The sequence below is a fragment of the Phenylobacterium sp. genome, assembly GCF_019636135.1.
GTDB lineage: Bacteria > Pseudomonadota > Alphaproteobacteria > Caulobacterales > Caulobacteraceae > Phenylobacterium.
In genome coordinates, this window is record NZ_JAHBYD010000002.1 from 134296 (window position 1) to 155355 (window position 21060).

Below are 21060 nucleotides of genomic sequence, written 5' to 3' on the forward strand. Positions count from 1 at the left end.
AACACCGCCACCTCGCCCGCGCCTCCACGGATTGTCCAGCCCGCGACGTGCGGCCGCGCTTGGCGTGCGGGCGGACTCACCTTCCCTTCGCCCCGGGGCGCAACGTCGAGTGGGAATGCAGCATGCCGGACGCCACCTATGTCGCCTTCGTGCCCAGCGGGATGAGCGCGAAGCTGCGGTCGGTCCTCCAGGCCGAGGACACCGGCCAGATCTCCTGGCGGGAGCGCCGCGTCATGTTCGGCAGCGAGTTCTACTTCTCCGGCCCGCCCAAGCTGGCCCGCGCCACCCACGCCTACGTCAGCGAATGGGTGGTCCGCCACTAGGCGCGCCGGATGATGGATGGCGCGAGCCTTTCAACTCCGAGGGCGCGTCAGCGCCGCTTCGATTCAACCACGGAAAACACAGAAAACACGGAAGACGGCGGGCCACGCGGAGCCTCTTCTGTGTCTTCCGTGTTTTCTGTGGTCCATCTTGAGGGCGCCTGCGGCGCGCAGGAAGCCCGCCCACTCGGCCCAACCCACCCCTCAGCCTGCGCTAGGGCGCCGCGCGCACCACGATCCGGTGGATGCGCCAGCGCCGTTCGCGCGCGCTCGCGCCGGCCCGGTCGGTCCGCCGCAGCGTGACGGCGCCCGAGGCGCGATAGTCGCCCCCCGTCACGAACCGCCCCGTCAGCGCCACGGGCACGCGCGCATAGCTCCACCCGGGCTCCTCGCCGGCCGCCGGCCGCGCCCGCGCGATGTCCGCCTTCAGCGACAGGAACGGCGCGACGTCCTCGACCCCGCCGTCCTCCCGCAGGTCGGCCGCCTCGGCCGTCCGCCCCGACTCCACCGCCAGGTAGTAGTCGCGCACCACCTGCGCCGCCGCTTCGGGCGAGGCGCGCCCATCGGCCGGCGCCCCCAATCCGCCCCCGCCCCCGCCCGCGCCTGCGCCCGCGCCGCCGCGCGAACACGCCGCCAGCGCCAGCCCGCCCCACACCACGCCGCGCCGCGCCGCGCCGCAACATCCATGGCTCCCGATGCAGCCGAACCCCGGCTCCATCCGTAGTTGCAGCAGACGACATCAACGATCGCTTAAGGATGGTCTCCCCGTGTCCCCCGCCCTCGGCCCCCTCCGGTTCAGCCTCCCTCCGTGGGCGCGCCGCACGCTGGTCGTCTGCGCGCCCGGCCGCCCGCTGGCGCCGCCGGCGCTCCGCGGCCCCGCGCCGCCCCGGCGCAAGGCCGCCTGACCGTCAGCGCGGCTGCAACCGCTCGCGATAGGGCAGCCAGTCCGCCGTCGGCGGCAGGGTCTCCGCCGTCTTCCGCCCGGCCCGGATGTCCGCCTTCAGCGCCTCGATCTCCGCCTGCGGCAGGCCCTCCACCAGGTCGGTGATCTCCAGCAGCCGCCCGTCCGGCGTCTGGCCGAACCGCCGCGCGACGAACCACGTCGTCTTGCGGCCCGCCCCCGCCCCGCTCCCCGTCCCGCCGTCCGCCGCCTGCGCCTTCTGCGTCCCGAACACCCGCGGGGCCAGCTTCGCGATCCGGTGCCGGATCGCCTGGATCTTCAGGCGCGCCGTCTTCACCTCGTGCTCCTCGGCCTCGCAGGCGATCCGCCACGCCAGGTCGAACAGCCGCTCGGCCTGCGCCTCCCGCGCCTGCAGGTACGCCGCGTCGAACGCCGGCCGCTCGGTCCGCCAGCGATGCACGGTCACCGGCGTCGGCATGTCCCGCTCCTCGCACACCTCGGCCAGCGACCGCCCGTGCGCCAGCCGCTCCAGCAGTTCCGCCGCCACCGCCTCGTCGAAGCCCACGTACGCGCGGCGCGGCCCGAACACCTCCGCCGCCCGCGCCGTCGCCGCCTCGAACATCGCCCGCAGCTCGGCCTCGTGCGCCAGCCAGTACATCAGCGTCGCCCGGGGCGGCATCGTCGGCTCCCGGCAGGCGTCGGCCACCGTCCCGCCCGCCTCCAGCCGCCGGCACAGCCGCTGCACCGCCGCCACCTTGCGCAGGTAGTCCCGCCGCTCGTAGGCCCGCCGCGCCCGCTGCGTCCGCTTCTTCAGCGCCTCGGCGGACGGCTCGGCCGGTCCCCCCTCCGCGCACCCCCCCTCCACGCACCCCAAATCCCCCGGCCCAAAGTCCGCTCCGTCCATCGCCCTGCCTCCGGAAATCCGCGGCGCCCGCCCGTCAGGCGCAGTCACCGACGCAAGCCGGACCCTAGCATTTGTTCATGTAATGTTCTAGTTTTCCGACACGTCCATTGCCGACGCGCCCCGCCCGACGTAGCCATGGCCGCATGCAAGTCCGTCCCCTCGCGATCGGCGCCATCCTGTTCGGCATCCTCGCCATCGGCGGAACCCTCGACGGCGCGCGCCGCAAGATCGCCGCCCAGCCCGACTGGGTCGCCTTCAACTGGAAGTCCTACCTCAGGGGCCTCGCCGCCTGGCTCGCCATCGGCGCCCTCGCCATCGCCGGCGGCATCGCCGCCATGCTGCTCTGACCCGCCGCATCCGCGTCAGCCCCAGACGGTTGCGCTGAGCCGGCGGGCTTCCTGCGCGCCGCAGGCGCCCTGATTCCAACCACCAAGGCCACCAAGGGTCGGAGAAGCGCGCTACGCCCAGCTCATCCACGGCGCCTTCGTGCCCTTGGTGATCTTCGTGGTTCAATCAAAACAGCGCTGACGCGCCCTCGAAGCCGAAAGGCTCGCGCCGTCCATCATCCGCCACGCTTCGTGCACCACGCCAACCCGTCAACGCAGCACGCGCCGCAGGCGCCCTCAAGATGGACCACAGAAAACACGGAAGGACACAGAAGAGGCTCCGCGTGATCCCCCGCCTTCCGTGTTTTCTGTGTTTTCCGTGGTTGAATCAAAACGGCGCTGACGCGCCCTCGAAGCTGAAAGGCTCGCGCAGCCGCCCCCGCCGCCCCTACTTCTGCACCGGCCGCATCATCGTCGTCCGCGGCGGCGCCCCGGATGGGTCGTGCGGCGGGGCCTCCCCCGACGCCTCCGCCAGCAGCCGCCCCACGAACTCCGGCAGCCAGGTGTTCCGCTGCGGCTTGATGCGCTCGGCGCGGTAGATGTGCCCCAGGTCCGCGTACGCCCGGTCGAAGTTCTGGTTGACGATGACGTAGTCGTAGGCCGCCCAGTGGCGGACCTCCTCCTGGCCGAGCCGCAGCCGCGCCTCCATGATCGCCTCGCTGTCCTGGGCCCGCGCCCGCAGGCGGCGCTCCAGGTCGCCCCAGGCGGGGGGCAGGATGAACACGCGCACCGCGTCGTCCGGGGCCTTCTCGGCGATCTGGGCCGCGCCCTGCCAGTCGATGTCGAAGATCACGTCGTGGCCGGCTTCCAGCGCCGCCTCCACCGGCGCGCGCGGCGTGCCGTAGTAGTTGCCGTTGACGGTGGCGTACTCCAGCAGCTCGCCGGCGGCGATCATCGCCTCGAACTCGCCGCGGCTCTTGAAGTAGTACTCCCGCGCCTCCTGCTCGCCGGGCCGCGGCTCGCGCGTCGTGGCCGAGATCGACAGGATCAGGCTGTCGTGGTCCGCCACCAGCGTGCGCGTCAGCGAGGTCTTCCCCGCCCCCGCCGGGCTCGACACCAGGAGCAGCATCCCCCGCCGCGTCGTCTCCCAAGGCTTCAGATCGTCCTGCGCCGTCACCAACCCCACCCCCGGCGCGCAGCGCCAACCAGATTCAAACCACGGATTTCACCGATTTCACGGATGTCCGGGCCGCCGCCGGGCGCATCCGTGAAATCCGTGAAATCCGTGGTTCCAATGTTCGCCTGCGGCGCGCAGGGCCTACTCCACATTCTGCACCTGCTCGCGGAACTGCTCGATCACGGCTTTGAGGTCCAGGCCGACCGCGGTCAAGGCGCCCGACGCCGACTTCGAGCACAGCGTGTTGGCCTCGCGCATGAACTCCTGCGTCAGGAAGTCCAGCCGCCGCCCCACGGCCCCCTTCCCATCAGGGGCGTCCGCGCCGATCAGGCCGCGGGCGGCGTCCACGTGCCCGCCCAGCCGGTCCAGCTCCTCGCGCACGTCGGCCTTCACGGCCAGCGCCGCGGCCTCCTGCACGATCCGCTCCTCGGTGGCCGCCTCGCCCGCCAGCTCCTTCAGCCGCGCCGCGAAGCGGGCCTTGATGGCGGCGGGCTGGCCGGCCGCCAGCTCGCGCGCCTGCGCCGTCAGCGCCGCGATCCGGTCCACCTGGCCGGCCAGCACGGGCAGCAGCGCCTCGCCCTCCTGCCTGCGCGCCGCCAGCAGGCCGTCCAGCGCCGCGGCCACCGAGGCGGCCATGGCGGCCTCCAGTTCGGCCTGCGCCTCGGGGTCCAGCCCCGCGTCGTCCGCCTCCACCACGCCGCGCAGCGCCAGCAGGCCGTCCAGCGTCGGCGGCGCGGCCCTGCCGTCCGCCACCAGCGGCGCGCCCAGCGCCAGGTAGCGCTCCAGTTGCCCGGTGTTGATCCGCACCGCGATCGCCCCCTCGGCCCGGCGCGCCTGGACGCCGACCGTCACCTGCCCCCGCTGGAACCTCGCCTGCGCCCCTTCGCGCGCCGTTCGCTCCAGGGCCTCGAACCCGGGCGGCCCCCGGAAGCGCACCTCCAGGTTCCGGCCGTTGACGCTGCGGGCCTCCGCCGCCCAGCTCCACGGGCCCCACGCGCCCTCGGCGCGGCCGAACCCCGTCATCCCCGAGATCGGCATCCGATCGCCTCCGTCAACGCAGGGTCGGGAGCCGCGACGCGCGATCCCGACGGACTTCCAGTCTTTCCAGGTGTTGTCGCGATCCCGCCCCGGCAGATCCAGGCATGGTTCGGATAACGTCGTAACTCGCCCGAGAGTAAACCGGCGCTCTGCTGTCGAGAGAACGCGGTTGCCGAAAAGCGGGATCCCTGTTCTCGTCGCGCCCGGCCGTTCGGGAACGGTCGCATGGGGGGATCCATATCGTGCTTCGTAAGCTTTCCGCCGCGGCGATCGCGGCCGCCTTCGCTTGTCCGGCCTCGGCCATGGCCACGACCTGGGACGCCTTCGACCTGTTCGACGGCTCCAACCCGACCGGCGTGTTCCGCTATGTCGGCTTCACCGGCCCGATCGGCCAGAACCCCTCGCTGATGGCGACGGACGACTGCCCGCTCGACACCACGTGCCTGCGCGCGAATCCCGGCGATTCCGGGTTCTTCAAGGCCGGCGCCGACACGCCCGCCACCATCGAGGTCGACGACGGCTCGATCCTGACGGTGCCGACCGGCGCCCTGATCGTGCAACCCGGCGATTTCGGCGCCGCGGTGTTCTTCAACGCGCCGCACGCCGGGACCTACCGCATCAAGGCGGTGTTCAACGGCGCCGAGACGCTGAACGACGGCGTCACCATCGCGAGCCTGCAAAGCCTCGCGCCGTCGGTGATCCTCGGAACGGCCAACACCACGCCCAACAACCTCGTCTACGACGGCCGGGTGACCCTCGGCGAGAACCAGTTCTTCGCCTTCTTCGTCGGCCCCGGCCTCGCGGCCGAGCACGACCTCACCTCGCTGTCGTTCCGCGTCATCGAGGGCGTGCCCGAGCCGGGCGCGTGGGCGCTGATGATCATGGGCTTCGGCGGCGTCGGCGCCGCCCTGCGCCGGCGCGCGGTCCCGGCCTGACATCCCGCGACGCGTCACCGGCTGCCTCCGGCGCCGGCGGCGCGCTCGCGCTCGATCCGGCGCCAGCGGGCGACGTTCTTCTCGTGCTCTTCGTACGTCCTGGCAAAGGCGTGCCCGCCCGTGCCGTCGGCGACGAAGTAGAGCTCGTCGGTCTTCGGCGGGTTCAGCACCGCCGCCAGCGCCTCGCGGCCCGGGTTGGCGATCGGCCCGGGCGGCAGGCCCGTCGCCTTGTAGCTGTTCCAGGGGCTGTCCGCGGCCAGCTCCGAGGCGCGGATGCCGCGCCCCAGCGGCCGGCCCTTGGTGATCCCGTAGATGATGGTCGGGTCGCTCTGCAGCGCCATCCCGGCCCGCAGCCGGTTGACGAAGATCGCCGCCACGCGCGGCCGCTCCGACGCCACGCCCGTCTCCTTCTCCACGATCGAGGCCAGCGTCACCGCCTCCTGCGGCGTGGCGATCGGCAGGCCCGGCTGGCGTGCGGCCCAGAGCTCGGCCAGCAGCTTGTCGCGGGCGGCCTGCATGCGCCGGATCACCGCCTCGCGGTCCTCCCCGCGCTGCACCTCGTAGCTGTCCGGCAGCAACGAGCCCTCGGGCGGCTCGACGGCGGTTCCCGTCAGCACGGGGTAGGCGTTGACCGCGTCCAGGGCCATGCCGCTGGTCCAGCCCTCGGGGATGGTCACCAGGCGGCGCACGACCCGGCCCGCGCGGATGTCGCCCAGCACCGAGGCCATCGAGGCGCCCGACTTCACCTCGTACTCGCCGGCCTTCAGCTCGGCCGCCGCGCCCGTCAGCCGCGCGGCGACGGCGAACAGCCCCGCCGAGGAGATGACGCCGGCCGTCTTGAGCGTGTCGGCGATCTGGCGCACGCCCGCGCCGCGCTCCAGCACGACCGCGGTCGCCTCGCCGCTCATCGCCCTGGGGCCGGGCCCCGCGTAGCTCCAGACCCCGGCCAGGGCGACGAGGATCGCCAGGCCCAGTGCGATCAGGCCGCCTCCGGCCGCGGCGCGACGGGAGAGGCGGCGTCTCGTCACGCGTACTTCTTGAAGATCACCGAGGCGTTGGTGCCGCCGAAGCCGAAGCTGTTCGACAGCGCCACGTTGATCTCCATCGGCTTGGCCTTGTGCGGGACCAGGTCGATGGCGGTCTCGACGGAGGGGTTGTCCAGGTTGATCGTGGGCGGCGCGATCTGGTCGCGGATCGCCAGCACCGTGAACGCCGCCTCGATGGCGCCGGCGGCGCCCAGCAGGTGGCCGGTGGCCGACTTGGTCGAGCTCATGGTGGCCTTGGCGGCCGCATTGCCCAGCAACCGCTCGACGGCGCCCAGCTCGATCTCGTCGCCCAGCGGCGTCGAGGTGCCGTGGGCGTTGATGTAGTCGATGTCGCTGGCCTGGATGCCGGCGTTCCGGATCGCGGCCTTCATGGCGCGGAAGCCGCCGTCGCCGTCCTCGGCCGGGGCGGTGATGTGGTAGGCGTCGCCCGCCAGGCCGTAGCCGATCACCTCGGCGTAGATCCTGGCCCCGCGCGCCTTGGCGTGCTCCAGTTCCTCCAGCACCAGGATGCCGGCGCCCTCGCCCATCACGAAGCCGTCGCGGTCCTTGTCGTAGGGGCGGCTGGCCTTGGTGGGGTCGTCGTTGAAGCCGGTCGACATGGCGCGGCAGGCGATGAAGCCGGCGATGCCCACGGGCACCACGCTGGCCTCGGCCCCGCCCGCGATCATCACGTCGGCGTCGCCGAACATGATCAGCCGCGCCGCGTCGCCGATGGCGTGGGCGCCGGTGGCGCAGGCGGTGACCACCGCGTGGTTCGGCCCCTTGAAGCCGTAGCGGATCGAGACCTGGCCGCTGACGAGGTTGATCAGCGACGAGGGGATGAAGAACGGGCTGACCCGGCGCGGGCCCTTCTCGTGCAGTTCGATGGCCGTCTCGGCGATGGTGCCCAGGCCGCCGATGCCCGAGCCGATCATGACCCCGGTGCGCTCCCGGTCCTCGTCCGTCTGCGGGACCCAGCCCGAATCCTTCACCGCCTCGTCCGCCGCGGCCACGCCGTAGAGGATGAAGTCGTCGACGCGCCGCCGGTCCTTGGCCGACATGGTCTGGTCCGGATCGAAGCTGCCGGCCACGTCGGGCCCGCCGCCGCCCCGCCCGTCGACCCGCGGCACCTCGCACGCCACCTGGCAGGCGTAGTCCGACACGTCGAAGGCGGTGATGCGCCCCGCGCCGGACTCGCCGGCCAGGATCCTCTTCCAGGTGTGCTCCGTCCCCTGGCCCAGGGGGGTCAGGAGACCGATGCCGGTGACGACGACTCGACGCATGGCGAACCCTCAAAAACGAAGCCGCCGCGCCATCGGGCGCTGGTGCCCAGGGACGCGGCGGCTCTTGATCCGATACGTGAAGTTGCGGCCTTAACCGCCCAGACGCTCCTGGATGAACTTCACGGCGTCGCCGACCGTCTGGATGTGCTCCGCGGCGTCATCGGGGATTTCAATGTCGAACTCCTCCTCGAAGGCCATCACGAGCTCGACGTTGTCCAGGCTGTCGGCGCCCAGGTCGTCGATGAAGCTGGCCTTCTCGGTCACCTTCTCCGGATCGGCATCCAGATGCTCGATCACAATCTTACGGACGCGTTCAAGAACGTCGGACATTCGCTTAAGTCCCTCAGGGGTTAGTCAGGTCTTGCATCGGCGACGTAGAGGTCGAAGTCAACCGCCGCCTTGGTGATCAAATCCGGGTGGCGCGTAGCATGTTCCACCGGGAACGCGATAGTCAGATCATGACCATGCCGCCGTTCACGTGCAGGGTCTGGCCGGTGACGTACCCGGCCTCGTCCGACGCCAGATAGGCGACCGCGGCCGCCACGTCACGCCCGGCGCCCAGCTTTCCGGAGGGGATCGTGCCGAGGATGCCGGCCTTCTGCTGTTCGTTCAGCGCGTCCGTCATCGGGCTCTCGATGAAGCCCGGCGCCACGCAGTTGACGGTGATGCCGCGCGTGGCGACTTCCTGCGCCAGGGCCTTCGAAAACCCGATCATCCCGGCCTTGGAGGCGGCGTAGTTGGCCTGGCCCGGATTCCCCATCACGCCCACGACCGAGGTGATGCCGATGATGCGGCCGTGGCGGCGCTTCATCATCCCGCGCATGGCCGAGCGGGCAAGGCGGAAGTAGCTCTCGAGGTTGACCTTCAGGACCGTCTCCCAGTCCTCGTCCTTCATGCGCATCAGCAGGCCGTCGCGGGTGATTCCCGCGTTGGCGACCACGATGTCGATCGGCGCGCCCGCCGCCGCCTCGGCGGTTTCCATCAGGCCGTCGACGGCCGCAGGATCGGAGAGATTCGCCGCGGCGACCGACACCCGTTCCTTCAGGCTGGCGGCCAGTTCCTGCAGCACCGCCTCGCGTGTGCCGCTCAGCACCACGTGGGCGCCCTGGGCATGCAGGGTCCTGGCGATCTCGGCGCCGATGCCGCCGGTCGCGCCGGTGACGAGGGCGGTCTTTCCGGTCAGGTCGAACATCAGAGGCTCCCCGCGAAGGCTTCGAGGTCGGCGGGCGTGTTCAGCGGCGTGGCTTCGGCGTCCGGCGCGATCCGCTTGGCCATGCCGGACAGCACCTTGCCGGCGCCGGCCTCGGCGAAGCGGGTGACGCCGTTCTCGGCCATCCAGGCGACGCTCTCGCGCCAGCGGACGCGGCCGGTCACCTGCTCGACCAGCATGCGCCGGATGGCTTCAGGGTCGTTGGTGGGCCGCGCGATGACGTTGGCGACCAGCGGCGCGCGCGGGGCCAGGATCGTGGCGGCGGCCAGCGCCTCGGCCATCTCGTCGGCGGCGGGCTGCATCAGCGGGCAGTGGAAGGGCGCCGAGACGTTCAGCGGGATCGCCCGCGCGCCCAGCTCCTTGGCCTTCTCGATGGCGCGGTCCACGGCGGCCTTGCCGCCCGAGATCACCACGTTGCCCTGGTTGTTGTCGTTGGCCACGACGCAGACGCCCACCTCGGAGCCCGCCTTGGCGGCCTCTTCGGCGAGCGCGATGTCGGTCTTTGGGCCGATCAGGGACGCCATCGCGCCCTGCCCCACCGGCACGGCGCGCTGCATGGCCTGGCCGCGGCGCTTCAGCAGGCGCGCGGTGTCCGAGAGGCTGATCGCGCCGGCGGCGGCCAGCGCCGAGTATTCGCCCAGGCTGTGACCGGCGACGAAGGCGGCCTTCCCGACGGAGACGCCGAATTCCTTCTCCAGCGCCCGCATCACGGCCACGGAGACGGCCATCAGCGCCGGCTGGGCGTTCTCGGTCAGGGTGAGCTGGTCCTCGGGCCCGTCCTTCATCAGCGCCGAGAGCTTCTGGCCCAGAGCCTCGTCCACCTCCTGGAAGACCTCGCGCGCGGCGGCGAACGCGCCGGCCAGTTCCTGGCCCATGCCGACGGCCTGGCTACCCTGGCCGGGGAAGAGGAATGCGAGGGTCATAGGCGATCCCGTTCCTGGTGATTCCGAGGCGCGAGGGTTAGGGGATAGAACTCGCAGGCACAAGAATGACGAGACCGAAGGGGTGAACGCATGAGGGCGGTGATCCGGCGCGATAAGCGCCTGGTGTGCGATGAGATCGCGGAGCTGACGCCGGGCGCGGGCCAGGTGCTGGTCAAGACGCTGGCCTGCGGGATCTGCGGGTCCGACCTGCACGCGCTCCACTCCATGGAGCACATGATCGACCTGTCGCGGCGCGCGGGCGGCGCCATGGACAGCGGCTTCGACCCCACTGCCGACACCGTGTTCGGCCACGAGTTCTGCGCCGAGATCCTCGACCACGGCCCAGGCTCGACCAAGGCGCTGAAGGCCGGAACGCGGGTCGTGAGCGTGCCGGTCACCATGCACAACGGCGGCGTCGAGGCCCTGGGCTTCTCGAACCTCCTGCCGGGGGGCTTTGCCGAGCAGATGCTGCTGACCGAGGCGATGGTGCTCGCCGTCCCCAACGGCCTGCCGACCGACAAGGCCGCGCTGACCGAGCCGTTCGCCGTGGGCGCGCACGCCGTCGCCAAGGCCCGGCTTGAGCCGAAGTCCGTGTCGCTGGTCGTGGGCTGCGGGCCGGTGGGCCTAGCGGTCATCGCGGCGCTCAAGGCCAAGGGCCATGGCCCGGTGATCGCCGCCGACTTCTCGCCCCGCCGGCGGGCGGCCGCCGAGAAGCTGGGCGCCGATATCGTCGTCGACCCGGCCGTCGAGAACCCGCATGACCGCTGGGAGGCCCTGGGCGTGCCGAGGGCGCGCGCCGCGCAGTCGATGATGCGGATGATGGGCAACGCCATCGCCCAGCCGGTGGTGTTCGAATGCGTCGGGTTTCCCGGTGTCGTCCAGGCGCTGATCGAGGCGGCCCCGGCCGGCGCGCAGATCGTCGTGGCCGGCGTCTGCATGGAGACCGACCAGATCGAGCCCTCGATCGCCATCACCAAGGAGATCGAGCTCACCTTCGTGTTCGGCTACACGCCCGAGGAGTTCGCGCTCACCCTCAACCAGCTCGCCGAGGGGGTCATCGACGTCGACGGCCTGGTGACGGGCAAGGTCGGGCTGGACGGCGTCGCCCAGGCGTTCAGCGACCTCGGCGATCCCGAGGCGCACGTGAAGATCCTGGTGCAGCCGAACGGCTAACGCTGCGGATGATCGCGCAGGTAGGCCGTCGACGCCTGCCGGAAGGCCGGCGAGGCGACGCCGTCGATCGGGCCCACGTAGTAGCCCTGGCGCGCGAGCAAGGCCTGGGTCTCAGCGATGGTGGTCGCCGGCGCGATGACGCCCGAGGTGTCCAGCACCGGCGCGCCGGGCTGGAAGGCGACGACGTCCCGGTCGAGGCCGGCGCGCTCGGCGCCGGTCAGGCGGCCCTCGATCTCCACCTGCTTTTCGCGCGCGGCCATGTCGCCGGCGTTGGCGGCGATGGCGTACCAGCGGTAGGCCTCGCGCAGGTTCTTCTCCACGCCGCGCCCGGCCTCGTAGAGGAGGCCGAGGTTGTACTGCGAATCCACGACGCCCTGTTCGGCGGCGCGGCGGAACCAGGCCACGGCGGCGGCATAGTCGCGTGAGCCCCCCTCGCCCTCCATCAGGAAGAGCCCGAGGTTGTGCATGGCCATGCGGTCGCCGCGCTCGGCGGCCTTGGCGGTCCAGCCGCGCGCCGCGGCGATGTCGCGGGGCAGGCCGGCGCCGCCGGTCTCGTAGAGGCTGGCGAGATGCAGCTGGGCCTGGGCGTCGCCGGCCTGGGCCAGGCCGGCCAGCCGCGGCAGCGCCATGGCGTCGCCCCGGGCCAGCGCTTCGGCGACAGCGGCATAAGTCTCGCTCGGCGCCGCGGGAACGACCACGGACGGCAGCGGAGGCGTTCGGGCGGCGGACGCCGCGACGTGCGCCGCGACGGGCTTCAGGCCGGGGCGGAGCGGCAGGCTGTCGGTGAGCACGGCCACGACCCGCGGCAGGAGCTGCGGCTGCGTCGCGATCAGCACCCCGGCGCCCACGACGCTCAGCGCCGCCAGTGCGCTCGCGGCCACCAGCACGGCGCGCAGGACGCCCGGCTCCGGCGGCGGCGCAGCCGCGCGGCCGAGCTCGTCCAGCATCAGGTCCAGCCGCGCCGACATCGCCTGCTCGCGCGCCGCCTGGGCGGCGGACTGCGCCTCAAGCCGGCGGGTGAGTTGGCCAACGACCATCGCGAGCTCGCCGGCCCGGGCCTTGGCGGCCGCCTCGTGATCGGCCATCCGACGGGCCAGGGCGTCCAGCGTGCGGATCAGTTCGGCGGCGGTCTCGACCGGCAGGGTCGTCGCGGCGGCGTCGAGGCGCGCTTCGAGGGCGGCCAGCACGGCGCGCAACTCGTCCAGCGCCGCGCGCGTCCGCGCCTCGCCCGTCCCGATCGGCCAGCCCCCGTCGTCGGCCAAATCACCCCCCTGAAGACCCGCCGCCGACCACGGTCCGGCCGTGGCGATCCTACATCAACCCGCCGCGTCGCCGCGAAAACGCCTGCGCCGATTGTCGCACACGGCCGACCGGCCCCGAGCGCCGGGCTCCCTGGCGGCCTGGTCGGCCAGGTCTCAGGCAATCGTGCCGTGCGACGCCTGAGGAGAGACTGAACGCCGCAGAGATCAGGACCGTCGCGTCGCTCGCCCACCAAGGACTCGCGCCGGCAGGTTCAGGATATCGCGCGCCGCAATGCCTGCGCTCAGCCTGCGATTCCGCCGCCGGGACACAGCACTCGACAGCAAATTCCCCAGCCCGCGCTTCCTTCGAAACATGAACAAGTATCAGGAGTTGTGAGGCATCACCAACGAAGAGCTCGAACTTGACAGTCGCGGAACGCAGTTTCACAAGCGACGATGGTTAGCAAAAGGTAAAAGTCGCGGCTGCAACCCTAGGCATCCCGGGATTTTTGCTTTCGCCTTTCAGGGGAATATTCGGCGGAAACGAGCCGACTAAGTCTCGCGGAAGCCGCAGTTCGGTCGGGAAAGTCACCGGGGGGATCACTCATGAAGCTTCGTCTTGCGTTCGCCGCGTTCGGCGCCGCCACGCTCACCGCCGTCGCGGCCCAGGCCGCCGACGCCACCGCCAACGCCAGCGCCACCATCGTGGCCCCGACGCAGCTCGCCGCGACGCGCGACCTGGCGTTCGGCACGATCGCCAAGCCGACCGCAGGTACGACCCTGGTCACCGTGGCGTCCGATCCCTCGAACAGCGCCACCCCGACGGTCAGCGGCGGCAACGGCTCGATCCCGACCTCGGGCCAGGCCCGCGCCGCGACCTTCCGCCTGATCGGCAACCCAGGCTCCACCTATACGATCGGCGGCAACGTCCTGAGCTTCCCGGGCGCGGGTTCGAACCTCATCAGCCCCGCGTCCGAGACGCCGGTGGCGTCGTTCGGCACGGTCGGCACGATCCCGAACAGCGGCGCGACGCCCGGCCAGCAGGACCTCTACGTCGGCGGGCGCTTCTCCATCGACACCAACACCGCGCCGAACACCTACAACGGCACGCTCGTGCTGACCGTGACGTTCAACTGATCGCCTGCGACGTCGCCGGGACTTCCTGTCCGGGCGTCTGCGCCTAGGTTTGGGCCATGACACGCGCCGTTCCCATCGCTGGCATCCTGGCCGCCCTCGGCGCCGCGGCCCCGGCGTCGGCGGCCGACCTGCAGGCCCAGGCCGCGGCGCGCGCGGTGATCGTCGAGCCGATGGCGATCCGGATGCAATGGGCGACCGCGATGCCCAGCGTCCGCGGCGCGGTCGACGGCGCGGTCTTCAGCGGCGTGATGCCCTCGATGGCCATGGGCATGATGATGCCTGCGAACGCCCGGCTGATGATCCAGCGCCGGGACGAGACGGGCGAGCCCGCCACGGCGCCCGGGGCCTTCGACGTCACCACCATCCGCAACCAGCCCGCCGTGCTGGTCCGCACCGGCCTGACCGCCGATGTCCAGGTCGGGGGCCGCCCCACCCTGGTGGGTGGCGAGGTGCGGTCCGGAACGGCGGCCAGCATCGGCGTCGCCCGCGGCCTCGTGCTTGCATCGACGGGCGGTCAGGCGCCCGGATCGGCCGGAACGCTGGTCGTGATGGTGCAGTACAACTGATGCGCTCGGCCCTGTTCCTCGCGTTCGCGCTCGCGGCCACGGGCGTCCCGGCGCTCGCCCAGGCGCCGGAGGCCGGCCCGACGCCCGTCGTCACGACCGGCGGCGCCTTCATCAACATCACGCCCAAGCGGATCACCTTCGACAGGGGCCGCCGCATCGGGACGGTCTTCCTGGTGAACCAGGGGCGAGAGCCCATCACCGTCGACATCGCCATGATCGACCGGGTGATGCTGCCGGACGGCCAGATCTTCGCGCTCGACGACGCCGTGCAGCGCGAAGACGCCAAGGCGGTCGCCGCCCAGGTGAAGTCGGCCAGGGACCTGCTGCAGCTTTCGCCCCGCCGCGTCACCCTGCAACCGAACCGGCCGCAGACGGTGCGCATCCGCTTGGCGACCCTGCCCGACGCGGCCGGCGGCGAGCGCCGCAGCCACCTGACGATCACGACGCTTCCGCCGCGCGACACCGGCGCCACGCCCGAACAGGCCGCCAACCCGGCGCGCAACGAGCTCAGCTTCCAGATCACCGCCGTCTACGGCATCTCGATCCCGGTGATCGTCCGCCCGGCCGATCCGGACGTCAGCGCCACCCTGCAGGGCGTCCGCCTTGAGTTCGCCGAGGCGTCGCCCGACGGCCGCGCCGAGCCGCGTCGCACCGCGGTGGTCGCCCTGGACCTCGTCCGCGGCGGCGCGAGCTCCGTCTACGGCAACTTCGAGGTGCGCGTCGCCGGCGCGAAGAAGGACGCCGAGCCGCTGGGGCTCGCGCGTGGGGTCGCCGTCTACCCCGAGGTCGCCCGCCGAGCGGTGCGGATCCCGCTCAGCCGCGCGCCTGCTCCTGGGGAAACGCTGGAGGTGACCTTCACGGACGACGACACGTCACCGGGGAAGGTCCTTGCGAAAGCCGCGCTCTAGATGGCCGGCCCTCACTGCGACCGCCGTCCTGATCCTGATGCGGGGCGCGCCGGCCGAGGCGGCTGAGCCCCCTGCCCCGCCCGCAACCGACGCGCCGGCGCTCGATCCGGCGACCCTGCTGCTGTTCGCCGTCTCGCTGGACAACCTGACGCTCTCGGAGGGCCTGGGCGCCTATGGCGACCCCGCCGATCCGCTCGTGCCCGTAGGCGAACTGGCGCGCCTGCTCGAAGCCGACATCGACGTCCTGCCGCCGGAGCGCCGCATCGTCGGGCGGCTCGGCCAGGCCCGCAGTTCGCTGCTGGTCGACCTCGCGGCCGGGGTCGCGCGCTCGGGCGGGCGGGAGACGCCGATCGCGGCCGACGACGCCGCCGTCACGCCGACCGAGATCTACCTGCGCGTCTCGCAGGTCCGAAAGCTGCTCGGCCTGGAGATCGAGGTGGCCGACGACGAGCTCGCCCTGCGCCTGCATGCGCGCGAGAAGTTCCCGGTCCAGGCCCGCCTCGAGCGCCTCGCCAACCGCCCGGACGGGTCGCAGACCGGCGTCGAGCAGGATTCGCTGCGGGTCAGCGAGCCCTACGCCTTCCTCAGCCCGCCGGGCGTGGATGCGATCCTCGACGCCGGGGTGAAGTCCGGTAATCCGGACCGCTCGTTCCGCTACGACCTGCGCTTCGCCGGCGACCTGCTCTGGAGCAACTTCCAGGGGTATCTCGGGTCGGACGAGGAAGGCCGCGTCACCAACGCGCGGTTCCTGCTGCAGCGCCGCTCGATCGAAGGCGCGATGCTGGGGCCCCTGCATGCCCGCGAGGTGAGCCTGGGCGACACCTACACGCCGGCGCTCCCGCTCGGCCCGCGCAGCGTGGCCGGCCGCGGCCTCTCGTTCTCGACGGCGCCGCTGGAGCAGACCAGCGTCTTCAACCGCATCGACCTGCGCGGCGACCTGCCCCCCGGCTTCGACGTCGAGCTCTACATCAACGACGTGCTCCGCAGCAGCACCAACCAGGCGATCAACGGCCGCTTCGAGTTCCTCGACGTCCCGCTGTCGCCGGGCCTCAACGTCCTGCGCGTGGTGACCTACGGGCCGCGTGGCGAGCGGCAGGAAGAGGTGCAGGTCGTCAATGTCGGCGCAGGCCTGCTCCGGCCCGGCGAGGCCCAGGTCCAGTTCGGCGTCGTCGAGCAGGAACATCCGGTCTTCCAGCCGCGCCGCGTCGGCCGGGCGCTGCTCGGCGACACCGCCATCTTCGCGGGCGGCGGCGTGCGCACGGTCGTCTCGGTGAACTATGGCGTCAGCAGCCTGGCCACGATGTCGGCGGGCCTCGCGCGCACGCCGCGGCCCGACGGCGACGCCGTCTCGATCTACACGCTCGGCCTGCGCGGCTCGGTCATGGGGCTGGCGACCCAGTTCGACCTGGGCACGGACGACAACGGCGGCCAGGCGATCTCGCTGGGCGCGGCGGGCATGTGGGGCCCGCTCTCGGGGGTGCTGCGCCACGCCGAGTACCGCGATGGCTTCATCGACGAGAACAACCTGGGCTTCAGCTCGCAGTTCGAGATGCGCCGGCGCACCGAGGTCACCGTCGACTCCAGCCTGAACCTGCGCGGCCGGATCGTGCCGGTGTCGATGCGGGCGCTCCGCAACGAATACGCCGGCGGCTCGTACGATTTCCTGGCCGCGACCCGCGCGTCCTCCAGCGTCGGCCAGGTGCTGCTGTCGGCCGGCCTGGAATATCAGCGCCAGCGCTATCGCCCGACGCCCGCCACGGAGGTCCTGCGCGGCTATGTCACCGCCACCACCTTCCGCGGCTACAGGTGGCAGATCCGGACCGCCCTGGACTACGACGTGCTGCCCGACTTCAAGGCCCGCTTCCTGGCGGTGACGGTCGACCGCAAGCTCTCCGACGCCTGGTCGGTCCGCTTCGGGCTGGGCCAGCCGCTGGACCACGACCTCGACCGCTGGAACGTGGTGCTCTCGTCGATCCTGGCCACCCGCTACGGGGACGTCGCGCTCACCGGCGAATACGACAGGGCCGACGACGACTGGCGGCTGGCCGCGCAGTGGAACTTCGGGCTGGGCTACGACCCCGCGCGCCGCCGCTACGACCTGATGCGCACGGGGCCCGGAACCGGCGGCTCGGTGCTGTTCAACGCCTTCATCGACGAGAACGGCGACGGCGTGCGCCAGGCGAACGAGGCGCCCGCGCCGAACGTGGCCCTCGACGCGGGCGGCCAGCGCGGCGTGCTGACCGGCCCCGACGGGCGCGTGTTCCTGACCGGCCTCGGCGGCGGGCCCAGCGGCAGCATGGACGTCAGCCTCGACCGCATCGACAACCCGTCCGTCGCCGCGCCGCCGTCGAAGGTGCGCCTGCGGCCGCGCCCGGGCGGCGTGACGCGGGTGGACTATCCGCTGCGGCCCACCGGCGGCGTGGCGGTGAAGGTCGAACTGCTGCGCGACGACGGCGCGCGCGTGGGCCTGGCGTCGGTGCGGCTGCAACTGGTCAAGGACGACGGCCAGGTGGTCGATGCGGTCAGCGAGTTCGACGGCTCGACGATCTTCGACGCCGTGCCGGTGGGCGCGTGGCGGCTGCGGCTCGATCCGCGCCAGGCCGAGAAGCTGCGCATGCGGCTCACCGCCGAGCCGATGGTGAAGATCGCCGGCGACGGCGACTTCGCGCCGGACGTCACCCTGCAGGTGCGCTTCGACCCCGCGCCGCCGGACACCACGGTCGCCAGGGCGGGAGGCGGCGGATGAGCCCGCAACCTGCGGTGCGCCGACATCGGCCGGGCCGTCTGCTATCGGAGGCCATGCGCGGCCTCGTCCTCATCGTGCTCCTGGCGCTGGTGGCGCCGACGCCCGGACACGCCGCCAGCTACACCCTGAACGTGACCGAAGCGATGGACCTGGGCTCCGTCGCTGCGGCCTCCAGCGGCGACACCGTGTTCCGCGTCGATCCCGTCAGCGGCTCGGTCAGCGTGGTCTCCGGCGGCGGACGGCGCCTCACGGCCGGTAACGCGCGGGTCCAGGTCAACATCACCTGCAAGCCTTCGCGGACCGGCGACACCGACTGCACGACCCGGAACGTGCGCATCCAGATGGGCCGGATCGGCCCGCTGGTCGGCCGCGCGCGGGCGTTCTCGGCCTTCTACGCGGCCAGCGGCACCGCCACGATCGTGACGCCGCCGACCGCCGCCGTGCCCACGATCTTCGAGCTCGCCCCGCTGGGCGACAACAGCATGAAGAACTTCTTCGTCGGCGCCGACTTCCCGGTGGCGGGCGACGACTCCGGCCTGGCGTCCGGCGCCGGCGAGAACGCCTTCTTCGTCTACGTCGTCGACGCCAACGGCCTGATGATCGTGGGCGACACCGACAAGGGGAAGATCAGGGCGCTGCGCGCGCTGGCCGTCGCCAAGACCGCCGACCTCTCGTTCGGCGCCATCCAGCGGCCCGGCAGCGGCGCCTCGACGGTCACGCTGAACGCGAACAACGGCAACCGCACCGTCAGCGGCAATGCGGTGGCCTTCGCCACCCCGGCGCCGACCCGCGCGGCCTTCACGATCACGGGCGAAGGCGGCCAGCAGGTCTCCCTGACCGTGCCGGCCACGATCAACCTGACCGGCCCGGCGAGCCTGCCGGTGACGATCACCCGGACCGGCGCCGCCTCGCCCAGCCTGAATTCGGGGCTCGGGAGAGCGGGCAGCTTCAGTTTCACGGTGGGCGGAAGCTTCACGCTCGGCCCGACCACACCCCCCGGCGCCTACTCAGGGACTTTGACGGTGAGCGTCGACTACAACTGACCCTTGCGCCAACGCGGACCCGGGTATTCAACTGTCGCGCCTCGAACCAGGCTGCCCGCCGGCCCCAAGGACCTCGAACCATGAAGCGCATCGCCCTCGCCGCCGCCGCCATCGCGGTGCTCGCCACGCCGGCCGCCGCCGCCCTGAAGCCGGGCGACAAGGCGCCGAACTTCACCGCGCCGGGCTACCTCGCGGGCGATCCCGTACAGCTCTCGCTGGCCGAGGCGCTGAAGAAGGGGCCCGTGGTGCTCTACTTCTTCCCGTCGGCCTACACGAAGGGCTGCAACCTCGAAGCGCACCTGTTCTCCGAGGCCGCCGACCAGTTCAAGGCGCAGAAGGCCACCGTGATCGGGGTCACCGCCGGGGCCGTAGACCGCCTGGCGCAGTTCTCCAAGGACACCGAGCACTGCGGCGGCAAGTTCGCCGTGGCCGCCGATCCTGGCGCCAAGATCGCCAGGTCCTACGACTCGGTGCTGACCGTGAAGCCGGACTGGTCCGACCGCACCTCGTACGTCATCGCGCCCAATGGCACGATCCTGCACGCCTACTCGAAGCTGGACCCCAGCCAGCACGTCGAAGAGACCCTGGGCGCGGTGAAGGCCTACAACATCAAGCGGAAGTAGCCCCTTCTTCACCGGACGGCGGTATCGAAAGCCCTTGCCCGCGCGGGGGTTTTCCCCTATCAGCGCGCCTCTTCACGGATGGCGGTCCTCGCGAAATCGTTCGCGACCCAGGATCCATCGTGGCCGGCGGGCTTCCGCTGCCGACCGCGCCGCCTTCCACAACGGAAGAAGGAAACCATGGCGCTCTACGAGCACGTCGTCATCTCGCGGCAAGATATCTCGCCGCAGCAGGCCGAAGCCCTCAACGATCAGCTGAAGCACCTCATCGAGGAAGGCGGCGGCGCCGTCGCCAAGATCGAGTACTGGGGCCTGCGCAACCTCACCTACCGGATCAAGAAGAACCGCAAGGGTCACTATTCCCTGCTGGCGATCGACGCCCCGGCCGACATCGTCAAGGAAATGGAACGCCAGTTGTCGATCAACGAAGACGTGCTGCGCTACATGACCGTGCGCGTCGAGGAGCTCGACCTGGAGCTCTCGCCGATCCTCGCCCGCCGCGATCGCGACCGCGAACGCCGCGACGACGCCCCGCAATTCTAGGAAAGGGAGGCCCATCGCATGACTGACGAAACCTCCACGGCCCCCGCGCCCGCCGCCGGCGCCTCGACGGGGGGCGGCCAGCGCCGCCCGTTCTTCCGCCGCCGCAAGGTCTGCCCGTTCTCAGGCGCCAACGCCCCGAAGATCGACTACAAGGACGTGAAGCTCCTCCAGCGCTACGTCTCCGAGCGCGGCAAGATCGTGCCGTCGCGCATCACCGCGGTGTCGGCCAAGAAGCAACGCGAACTGGCCAAGGCCATCAAGCGCGCCCGCTTCCTGGCGCTGCTCCCCTACGTCGTGAAGTAAGGGAGCCAGGCACATGAAAGTCATTCTGCTCGAACGGCTGGAAGGCTGGGGCACGCTCGGCGACGTGGTCGACGTCAAGGACGGCTACGCCCGGAACTTCCTGCTGCCCCGCCAGAAGGCGCTCCGCGCCAACGCCGGCAACCTCAAGATCTTCGAAGCCCAGCGCGCCGAGATCGAAGCCCGCAACGCCAAGGCCAAGGAAGCCGCCGGCAAGTCGGGTGAGAAGCTGGACGGCACGTCCTACATCATGATCCGCCAGGCCGGCGAGAGCGGCCAGCTCTACGGTTCGGTCGCGGGTCGCGACGTGGCCGATGCGGTCAACGCCGAAGGCGGCAAGATCGAACGTTCGATGGTCGTGCTGGACAAGCCGATCAAGACGCTCGGCCTGCACGAGGTGAAGGTGCGCCTGCACTCGGAAGTGACGGTCACCGTCACCCTGAACATCGCGCGCAGCCAGGATGAAGCCGAGCGCCAGGCGCGCGGCGAGAACGTGATCAACGCGCAGTTCGAGGAAGAGCGCGTGGCCGCCGAGCAAGCCGCAGCCGACCTGCTCGAAGGCGGGGCCGGTCAACTGGCTCAGGAGTTCGCGCCCGCGGACGCCTAGGACCGGGCGTCGGATCCCCGACGGAATTGCGGCCCGGAAGGCGACTTCCGGGCCGTTTTTCGTGGGCGATCGTCGACTGCCCGACACTCACGCTATGGCTCCGACGCTTCACCGCGCGCCGAATGCGACAACTG

23 protein-coding genes are annotated in these 21060 nt (G+C 71.6%); 13 read left to right on the forward strand and 10 right to left on the reverse strand.

Annotated elements, in window-relative coordinates; translation table 11 throughout:
* The first annotated feature begins 122 nt into the window (after window positions 1-122).
* Entirely contained in the window at window positions 123-323 is a 201-nt protein-coding gene (locus KF737_RS01915; RefSeq protein WP_296449800.1) for a hypothetical protein, read from the forward strand.
* Window positions 324-534: 211 nt separating this feature from the next.
* Here KF737_RS01915 and KF737_RS01920 read toward each other — a convergent pair whose 3' ends face one another.
* Together KF737_RS01920 and KF737_RS01925 are read right to left on the reverse strand one after the other, a co-directional pair.
* Window positions 535-1038, reverse strand: a complete 504-nt coding sequence (locus tag KF737_RS01920) for a hypothetical protein (RefSeq protein ID WP_296449802.1) — start codon at window positions 1036-1038, stop codon at window positions 535-537.
* Window positions 1039-1228: 190 nt separating this feature from the next.
* On the reverse strand, window positions 1229-2086 hold the full coding sequence (locus KF737_RS01925; RefSeq protein WP_296449804.1) for a hypothetical protein: 858 nt from the start codon (window positions 2084-2086) through the stop codon (window positions 1229-1231).
* 182 nt (window positions 2087-2268) lie between these two features.
* Here KF737_RS01925 and KF737_RS01930 point away from each other — a divergent pair, with 182 nt between their 5' ends.
* Entirely contained in the window at window positions 2269-2472 is a 204-nt protein-coding gene (locus KF737_RS01930; protein WP_296449806.1) for a hypothetical protein, read from the forward strand.
* 427 nt (window positions 2473-2899) lie between these two features.
* Here the strand turns inward: KF737_RS01930 and gmk are convergent, their stop codons facing one another.
* Together gmk and KF737_RS01940 are read right to left on the reverse strand one after the other, a co-directional pair.
* Window positions 2900-3580, reverse strand: coding sequence for a guanylate kinase (gene gmk, locus KF737_RS01935; protein ID WP_296450011.1), 681 nt, complete (start codon window positions 3578-3580; stop codon window positions 2900-2902).
* A gap of 189 nt (window positions 3581-3769) precedes the next feature.
* Window positions 3770-4666 (reverse strand): YicC/YloC family endoribonuclease, encoded by an 897-nt coding sequence (locus KF737_RS01940; RefSeq protein WP_296449808.1) that lies wholly within the window; start codon window positions 4664-4666, stop codon window positions 3770-3772.
* A 242-nt stretch (window positions 4667-4908) separates the two neighbouring features.
* Here KF737_RS01940 and KF737_RS01945 point away from each other — a divergent pair, with 242 nt between their 5' ends.
* Window positions 4909-5601 carry a PEPxxWA-CTERM sorting domain-containing protein gene (locus KF737_RS01945; protein WP_296449810.1) on the forward strand — a complete coding sequence of 231 codons (693 nt, stop codon included), beginning with the start codon at window positions 4909-4911 and terminating at the stop codon, window positions 5599-5601.
* A 14-nt stretch (window positions 5602-5615) separates the two neighbouring features.
* Here KF737_RS01945 and mltG read toward each other — a convergent pair whose 3' ends face one another.
* The 5 genes from mltG to fabD form a co-directional block, all read right to left on the reverse strand.
* The gene (gene mltG / locus KF737_RS01950) at window positions 5616-6629 is read right to left on the reverse strand and encodes an endolytic transglycosylase MltG (RefSeq protein WP_296449812.1); all 1014 of its coding nucleotides are present in this window, start codon (window positions 6627-6629) and stop codon (window positions 5616-5618) included.
* On the reverse strand, window positions 6626-7909 hold the full coding sequence (fabF, locus tag KF737_RS01955; protein ID WP_296449814.1) for a beta-ketoacyl-ACP synthase II: 1284 nt from the start codon (window positions 7907-7909) through the stop codon (window positions 6626-6628). The genes mltG and fabF overlap by 4 nt, the downstream gene beginning before the upstream one ends.
* Before the next feature lie 90 nt (window positions 7910-7999).
* The gene (locus KF737_RS01960; RefSeq protein WP_068877152.1) at window positions 8000-8239 is read right to left on the reverse strand and encodes an acyl carrier protein; all 240 of its coding nucleotides are present in this window, start codon (window positions 8237-8239) and stop codon (window positions 8000-8002) included.
* Between the two features lie 121 nt (window positions 8240-8360).
* The gene (fabG, locus tag KF737_RS01965; protein ID WP_296449816.1) at window positions 8361-9101 is read right to left on the reverse strand and encodes a 3-oxoacyl-[acyl-carrier-protein] reductase; all 741 of its coding nucleotides are present in this window, start codon (window positions 9099-9101) and stop codon (window positions 8361-8363) included.
* Complete coding sequence (gene fabD, locus KF737_RS01970) at window positions 9101-10042, reverse strand: ACP S-malonyltransferase (protein WP_296449818.1); 942 nt, start codon at window positions 10040-10042, stop codon at window positions 9101-9103. Before fabD ends, fabG begins: the two co-directional genes overlap by 1 nt.
* Before the next feature lie 90 nt (window positions 10043-10132).
* Here fabD and KF737_RS01975 point away from each other — a divergent pair, with 90 nt between their 5' ends.
* Window positions 10133-11215 carry a zinc-binding dehydrogenase gene (locus tag KF737_RS01975; protein WP_296449820.1) on the forward strand — a complete coding sequence of 361 codons (1083 nt, stop codon included), beginning with the start codon at window positions 10133-10135 and terminating at the stop codon, window positions 11213-11215.
* Here the strand turns inward: KF737_RS01975 and KF737_RS01980 are convergent.
* The gene (locus tag KF737_RS01980) at window positions 11212-12477 is read right to left on the reverse strand and encodes a hypothetical protein (RefSeq protein WP_296449821.1); all 1266 of its coding nucleotides are present in this window, start codon (window positions 12475-12477) and stop codon (window positions 11212-11214) included. The two genes, KF737_RS01975 and KF737_RS01980, sit on opposite strands and share 4 nt — an antisense overlap.
* A 585-nt stretch (window positions 12478-13062) precedes the next feature.
* Between KF737_RS01980 and KF737_RS01985 the strand changes: the two genes are divergently transcribed.
* From KF737_RS01985 to rplI, 9 genes are all read left to right on the forward strand, one after another.
* On the forward strand, window positions 13063-13593 hold the full coding sequence (locus KF737_RS01985; protein ID WP_296449823.1) for a DUF4402 domain-containing protein: 531 nt from the start codon (window positions 13063-13065) through the stop codon (window positions 13591-13593).
* A 56-nt stretch (window positions 13594-13649) separates the two neighbouring features.
* Window positions 13650-14159: a hypothetical protein gene (locus tag KF737_RS01990; protein ID WP_296449825.1), complete on the forward strand. Its 510-nt coding sequence runs from the start codon at window positions 13650-13652 to the stop codon at window positions 14157-14159.
* Complete coding sequence (locus KF737_RS01995; protein ID WP_296449827.1) at window positions 14159-15067, forward strand: hypothetical protein; 909 nt, start codon at window positions 14159-14161, stop codon at window positions 15065-15067. The genes KF737_RS01990 and KF737_RS01995 overlap by 1 nt, the downstream gene beginning before the upstream one ends.
* A complete protein-coding gene (locus KF737_RS02000; RefSeq protein ID WP_296449829.1) occupies window positions 15048-17813 on the forward strand; it encodes a hypothetical protein in 2766 nt (921 codons plus the stop codon). The genes KF737_RS01995 and KF737_RS02000 overlap by 20 nt, the downstream gene beginning before the upstream one ends.
* Before the next feature lie 53 nt (window positions 17814-17866).
* On the forward strand, window positions 17867-18856 hold the full coding sequence (locus KF737_RS02005; protein WP_296449831.1) for a DUF4402 domain-containing protein: 990 nt from the start codon (window positions 17867-17869) through the stop codon (window positions 18854-18856).
* 80 nt (window positions 18857-18936) lie between these two features.
* The gene (locus KF737_RS02010) at window positions 18937-19479 is read left to right on the forward strand and encodes a peroxiredoxin (RefSeq protein WP_296449833.1); all 543 of its coding nucleotides are present in this window, start codon (window positions 18937-18939) and stop codon (window positions 19477-19479) included.
* A gap of 177 nt (window positions 19480-19656) precedes the next feature.
* A complete protein-coding gene (gene rpsF, locus KF737_RS02015) occupies window positions 19657-20019 on the forward strand; it encodes a 30S ribosomal protein S6 (protein WP_296449835.1) in 363 nt (120 codons plus the stop codon).
* Window positions 20020-20037: 18 nt separating this feature from the next.
* Window positions 20038-20322: a 30S ribosomal protein S18 gene (gene rpsR / locus KF737_RS02020; RefSeq protein ID WP_296449837.1), complete on the forward strand. Its 285-nt coding sequence runs from the start codon at window positions 20038-20040 to the stop codon at window positions 20320-20322.
* 13 nt (window positions 20323-20335) lie between these two features.
* A complete protein-coding gene (gene rplI, locus KF737_RS02025; RefSeq protein WP_296449839.1) occupies window positions 20336-20926 on the forward strand; it encodes a 50S ribosomal protein L9 in 591 nt (196 codons plus the stop codon).
* Window positions 20927-21060 lie beyond the last annotated feature (134 nt).

What these genes read in the sequence shown, in the direction of transcription:
- rpsR (WP_296449837.1), top strand. Translation starts at nt 20,038, where the DNA reads ATGACTGACGAAACCTCCACGGCCCCCGCGCCCGCCGCCGGCGCCTCG.
- fabD (WP_296449818.1), bottom strand. Translation starts at nt 10,042, where the DNA reads ATGACCCTCGCATTCCTCTTCCCCGGCCAGGGTAGCCAGGCCGTCGGC.
- KF737_RS01940 (WP_296449808.1), bottom strand. Translation starts at nt 4,666, where the DNA reads ATGCCGATCTCGGGGATGACGGGGTTCGGCCGCGCCGAGGGCGCGTGG.
- rplI (WP_296449839.1), top strand. Translation starts at nt 20,336, where the DNA reads ATGAAAGTCATTCTGCTCGAACGGCTGGAAGGCTGGGGCACGCTCGGC.
- KF737_RS02010 (WP_296449833.1), top strand. Translation starts at nt 18,937, where the DNA reads ATGAAGCGCATCGCCCTCGCCGCCGCCGCCATCGCGGTGCTCGCCACG.
- KF737_RS01990 (WP_296449825.1), top strand. Translation starts at nt 13,650, where the DNA reads ATGACACGCGCCGTTCCCATCGCTGGCATCCTGGCCGCCCTCGGCGCC.
- KF737_RS01995 (WP_296449827.1), top strand. Translation starts at nt 14,159, where the DNA reads ATGCGCTCGGCCCTGTTCCTCGCGTTCGCGCTCGCGGCCACGGGCGTC.
- KF737_RS01930 (WP_296449806.1), top strand. Translation starts at nt 2,269, where the DNA reads ATGCAAGTCCGTCCCCTCGCGATCGGCGCCATCCTGTTCGGCATCCTC.
- KF737_RS01975 (WP_296449820.1), top strand. Translation starts at nt 10,133, where the DNA reads ATGAGGGCGGTGATCCGGCGCGATAAGCGCCTGGTGTGCGATGAGATC.
- KF737_RS02005 (WP_296449831.1), top strand. Translation starts at nt 17,867, where the DNA reads ATGCGCGGCCTCGTCCTCATCGTGCTCCTGGCGCTGGTGGCGCCGACG.
- KF737_RS01915 (WP_296449800.1), top strand. Translation starts at nt 123, where the DNA reads ATGCCGGACGCCACCTATGTCGCCTTCGTGCCCAGCGGGATGAGCGCG.
- fabG (WP_296449816.1), bottom strand. Translation starts at nt 9,101, where the DNA reads ATGTTCGACCTGACCGGAAAGACCGCCCTCGTCACCGGCGCGACCGGC.
- KF737_RS01985 (WP_296449823.1), top strand. Translation starts at nt 13,063, where the DNA reads ATGAAGCTTCGTCTTGCGTTCGCCGCGTTCGGCGCCGCCACGCTCACC.
- KF737_RS01960 (WP_068877152.1), bottom strand. Translation starts at nt 8,239, where the DNA reads ATGTCCGACGTTCTTGAACGCGTCCGTAAGATTGTGATCGAGCATCTG.
- fabF (WP_296449814.1), bottom strand. Translation starts at nt 7,909, where the DNA reads ATGCGTCGAGTCGTCGTCACCGGCATCGGTCTCCTGACCCCCCTGGGC.
- gmk (WP_296450011.1), bottom strand. Translation starts at nt 3,580, where the DNA reads ATGCTGCTCCTGGTGTCGAGCCCGGCGGGGGCGGGGAAGACCTCGCTG.
- KF737_RS01920 (WP_296449802.1), bottom strand. Translation starts at nt 1,038, where the DNA reads ATGGAGCCGGGGTTCGGCTGCATCGGGAGCCATGGATGTTGCGGCGCG.
- rpsF (WP_296449835.1), top strand. Translation starts at nt 19,657, where the DNA reads ATGGCGCTCTACGAGCACGTCGTCATCTCGCGGCAAGATATCTCGCCG.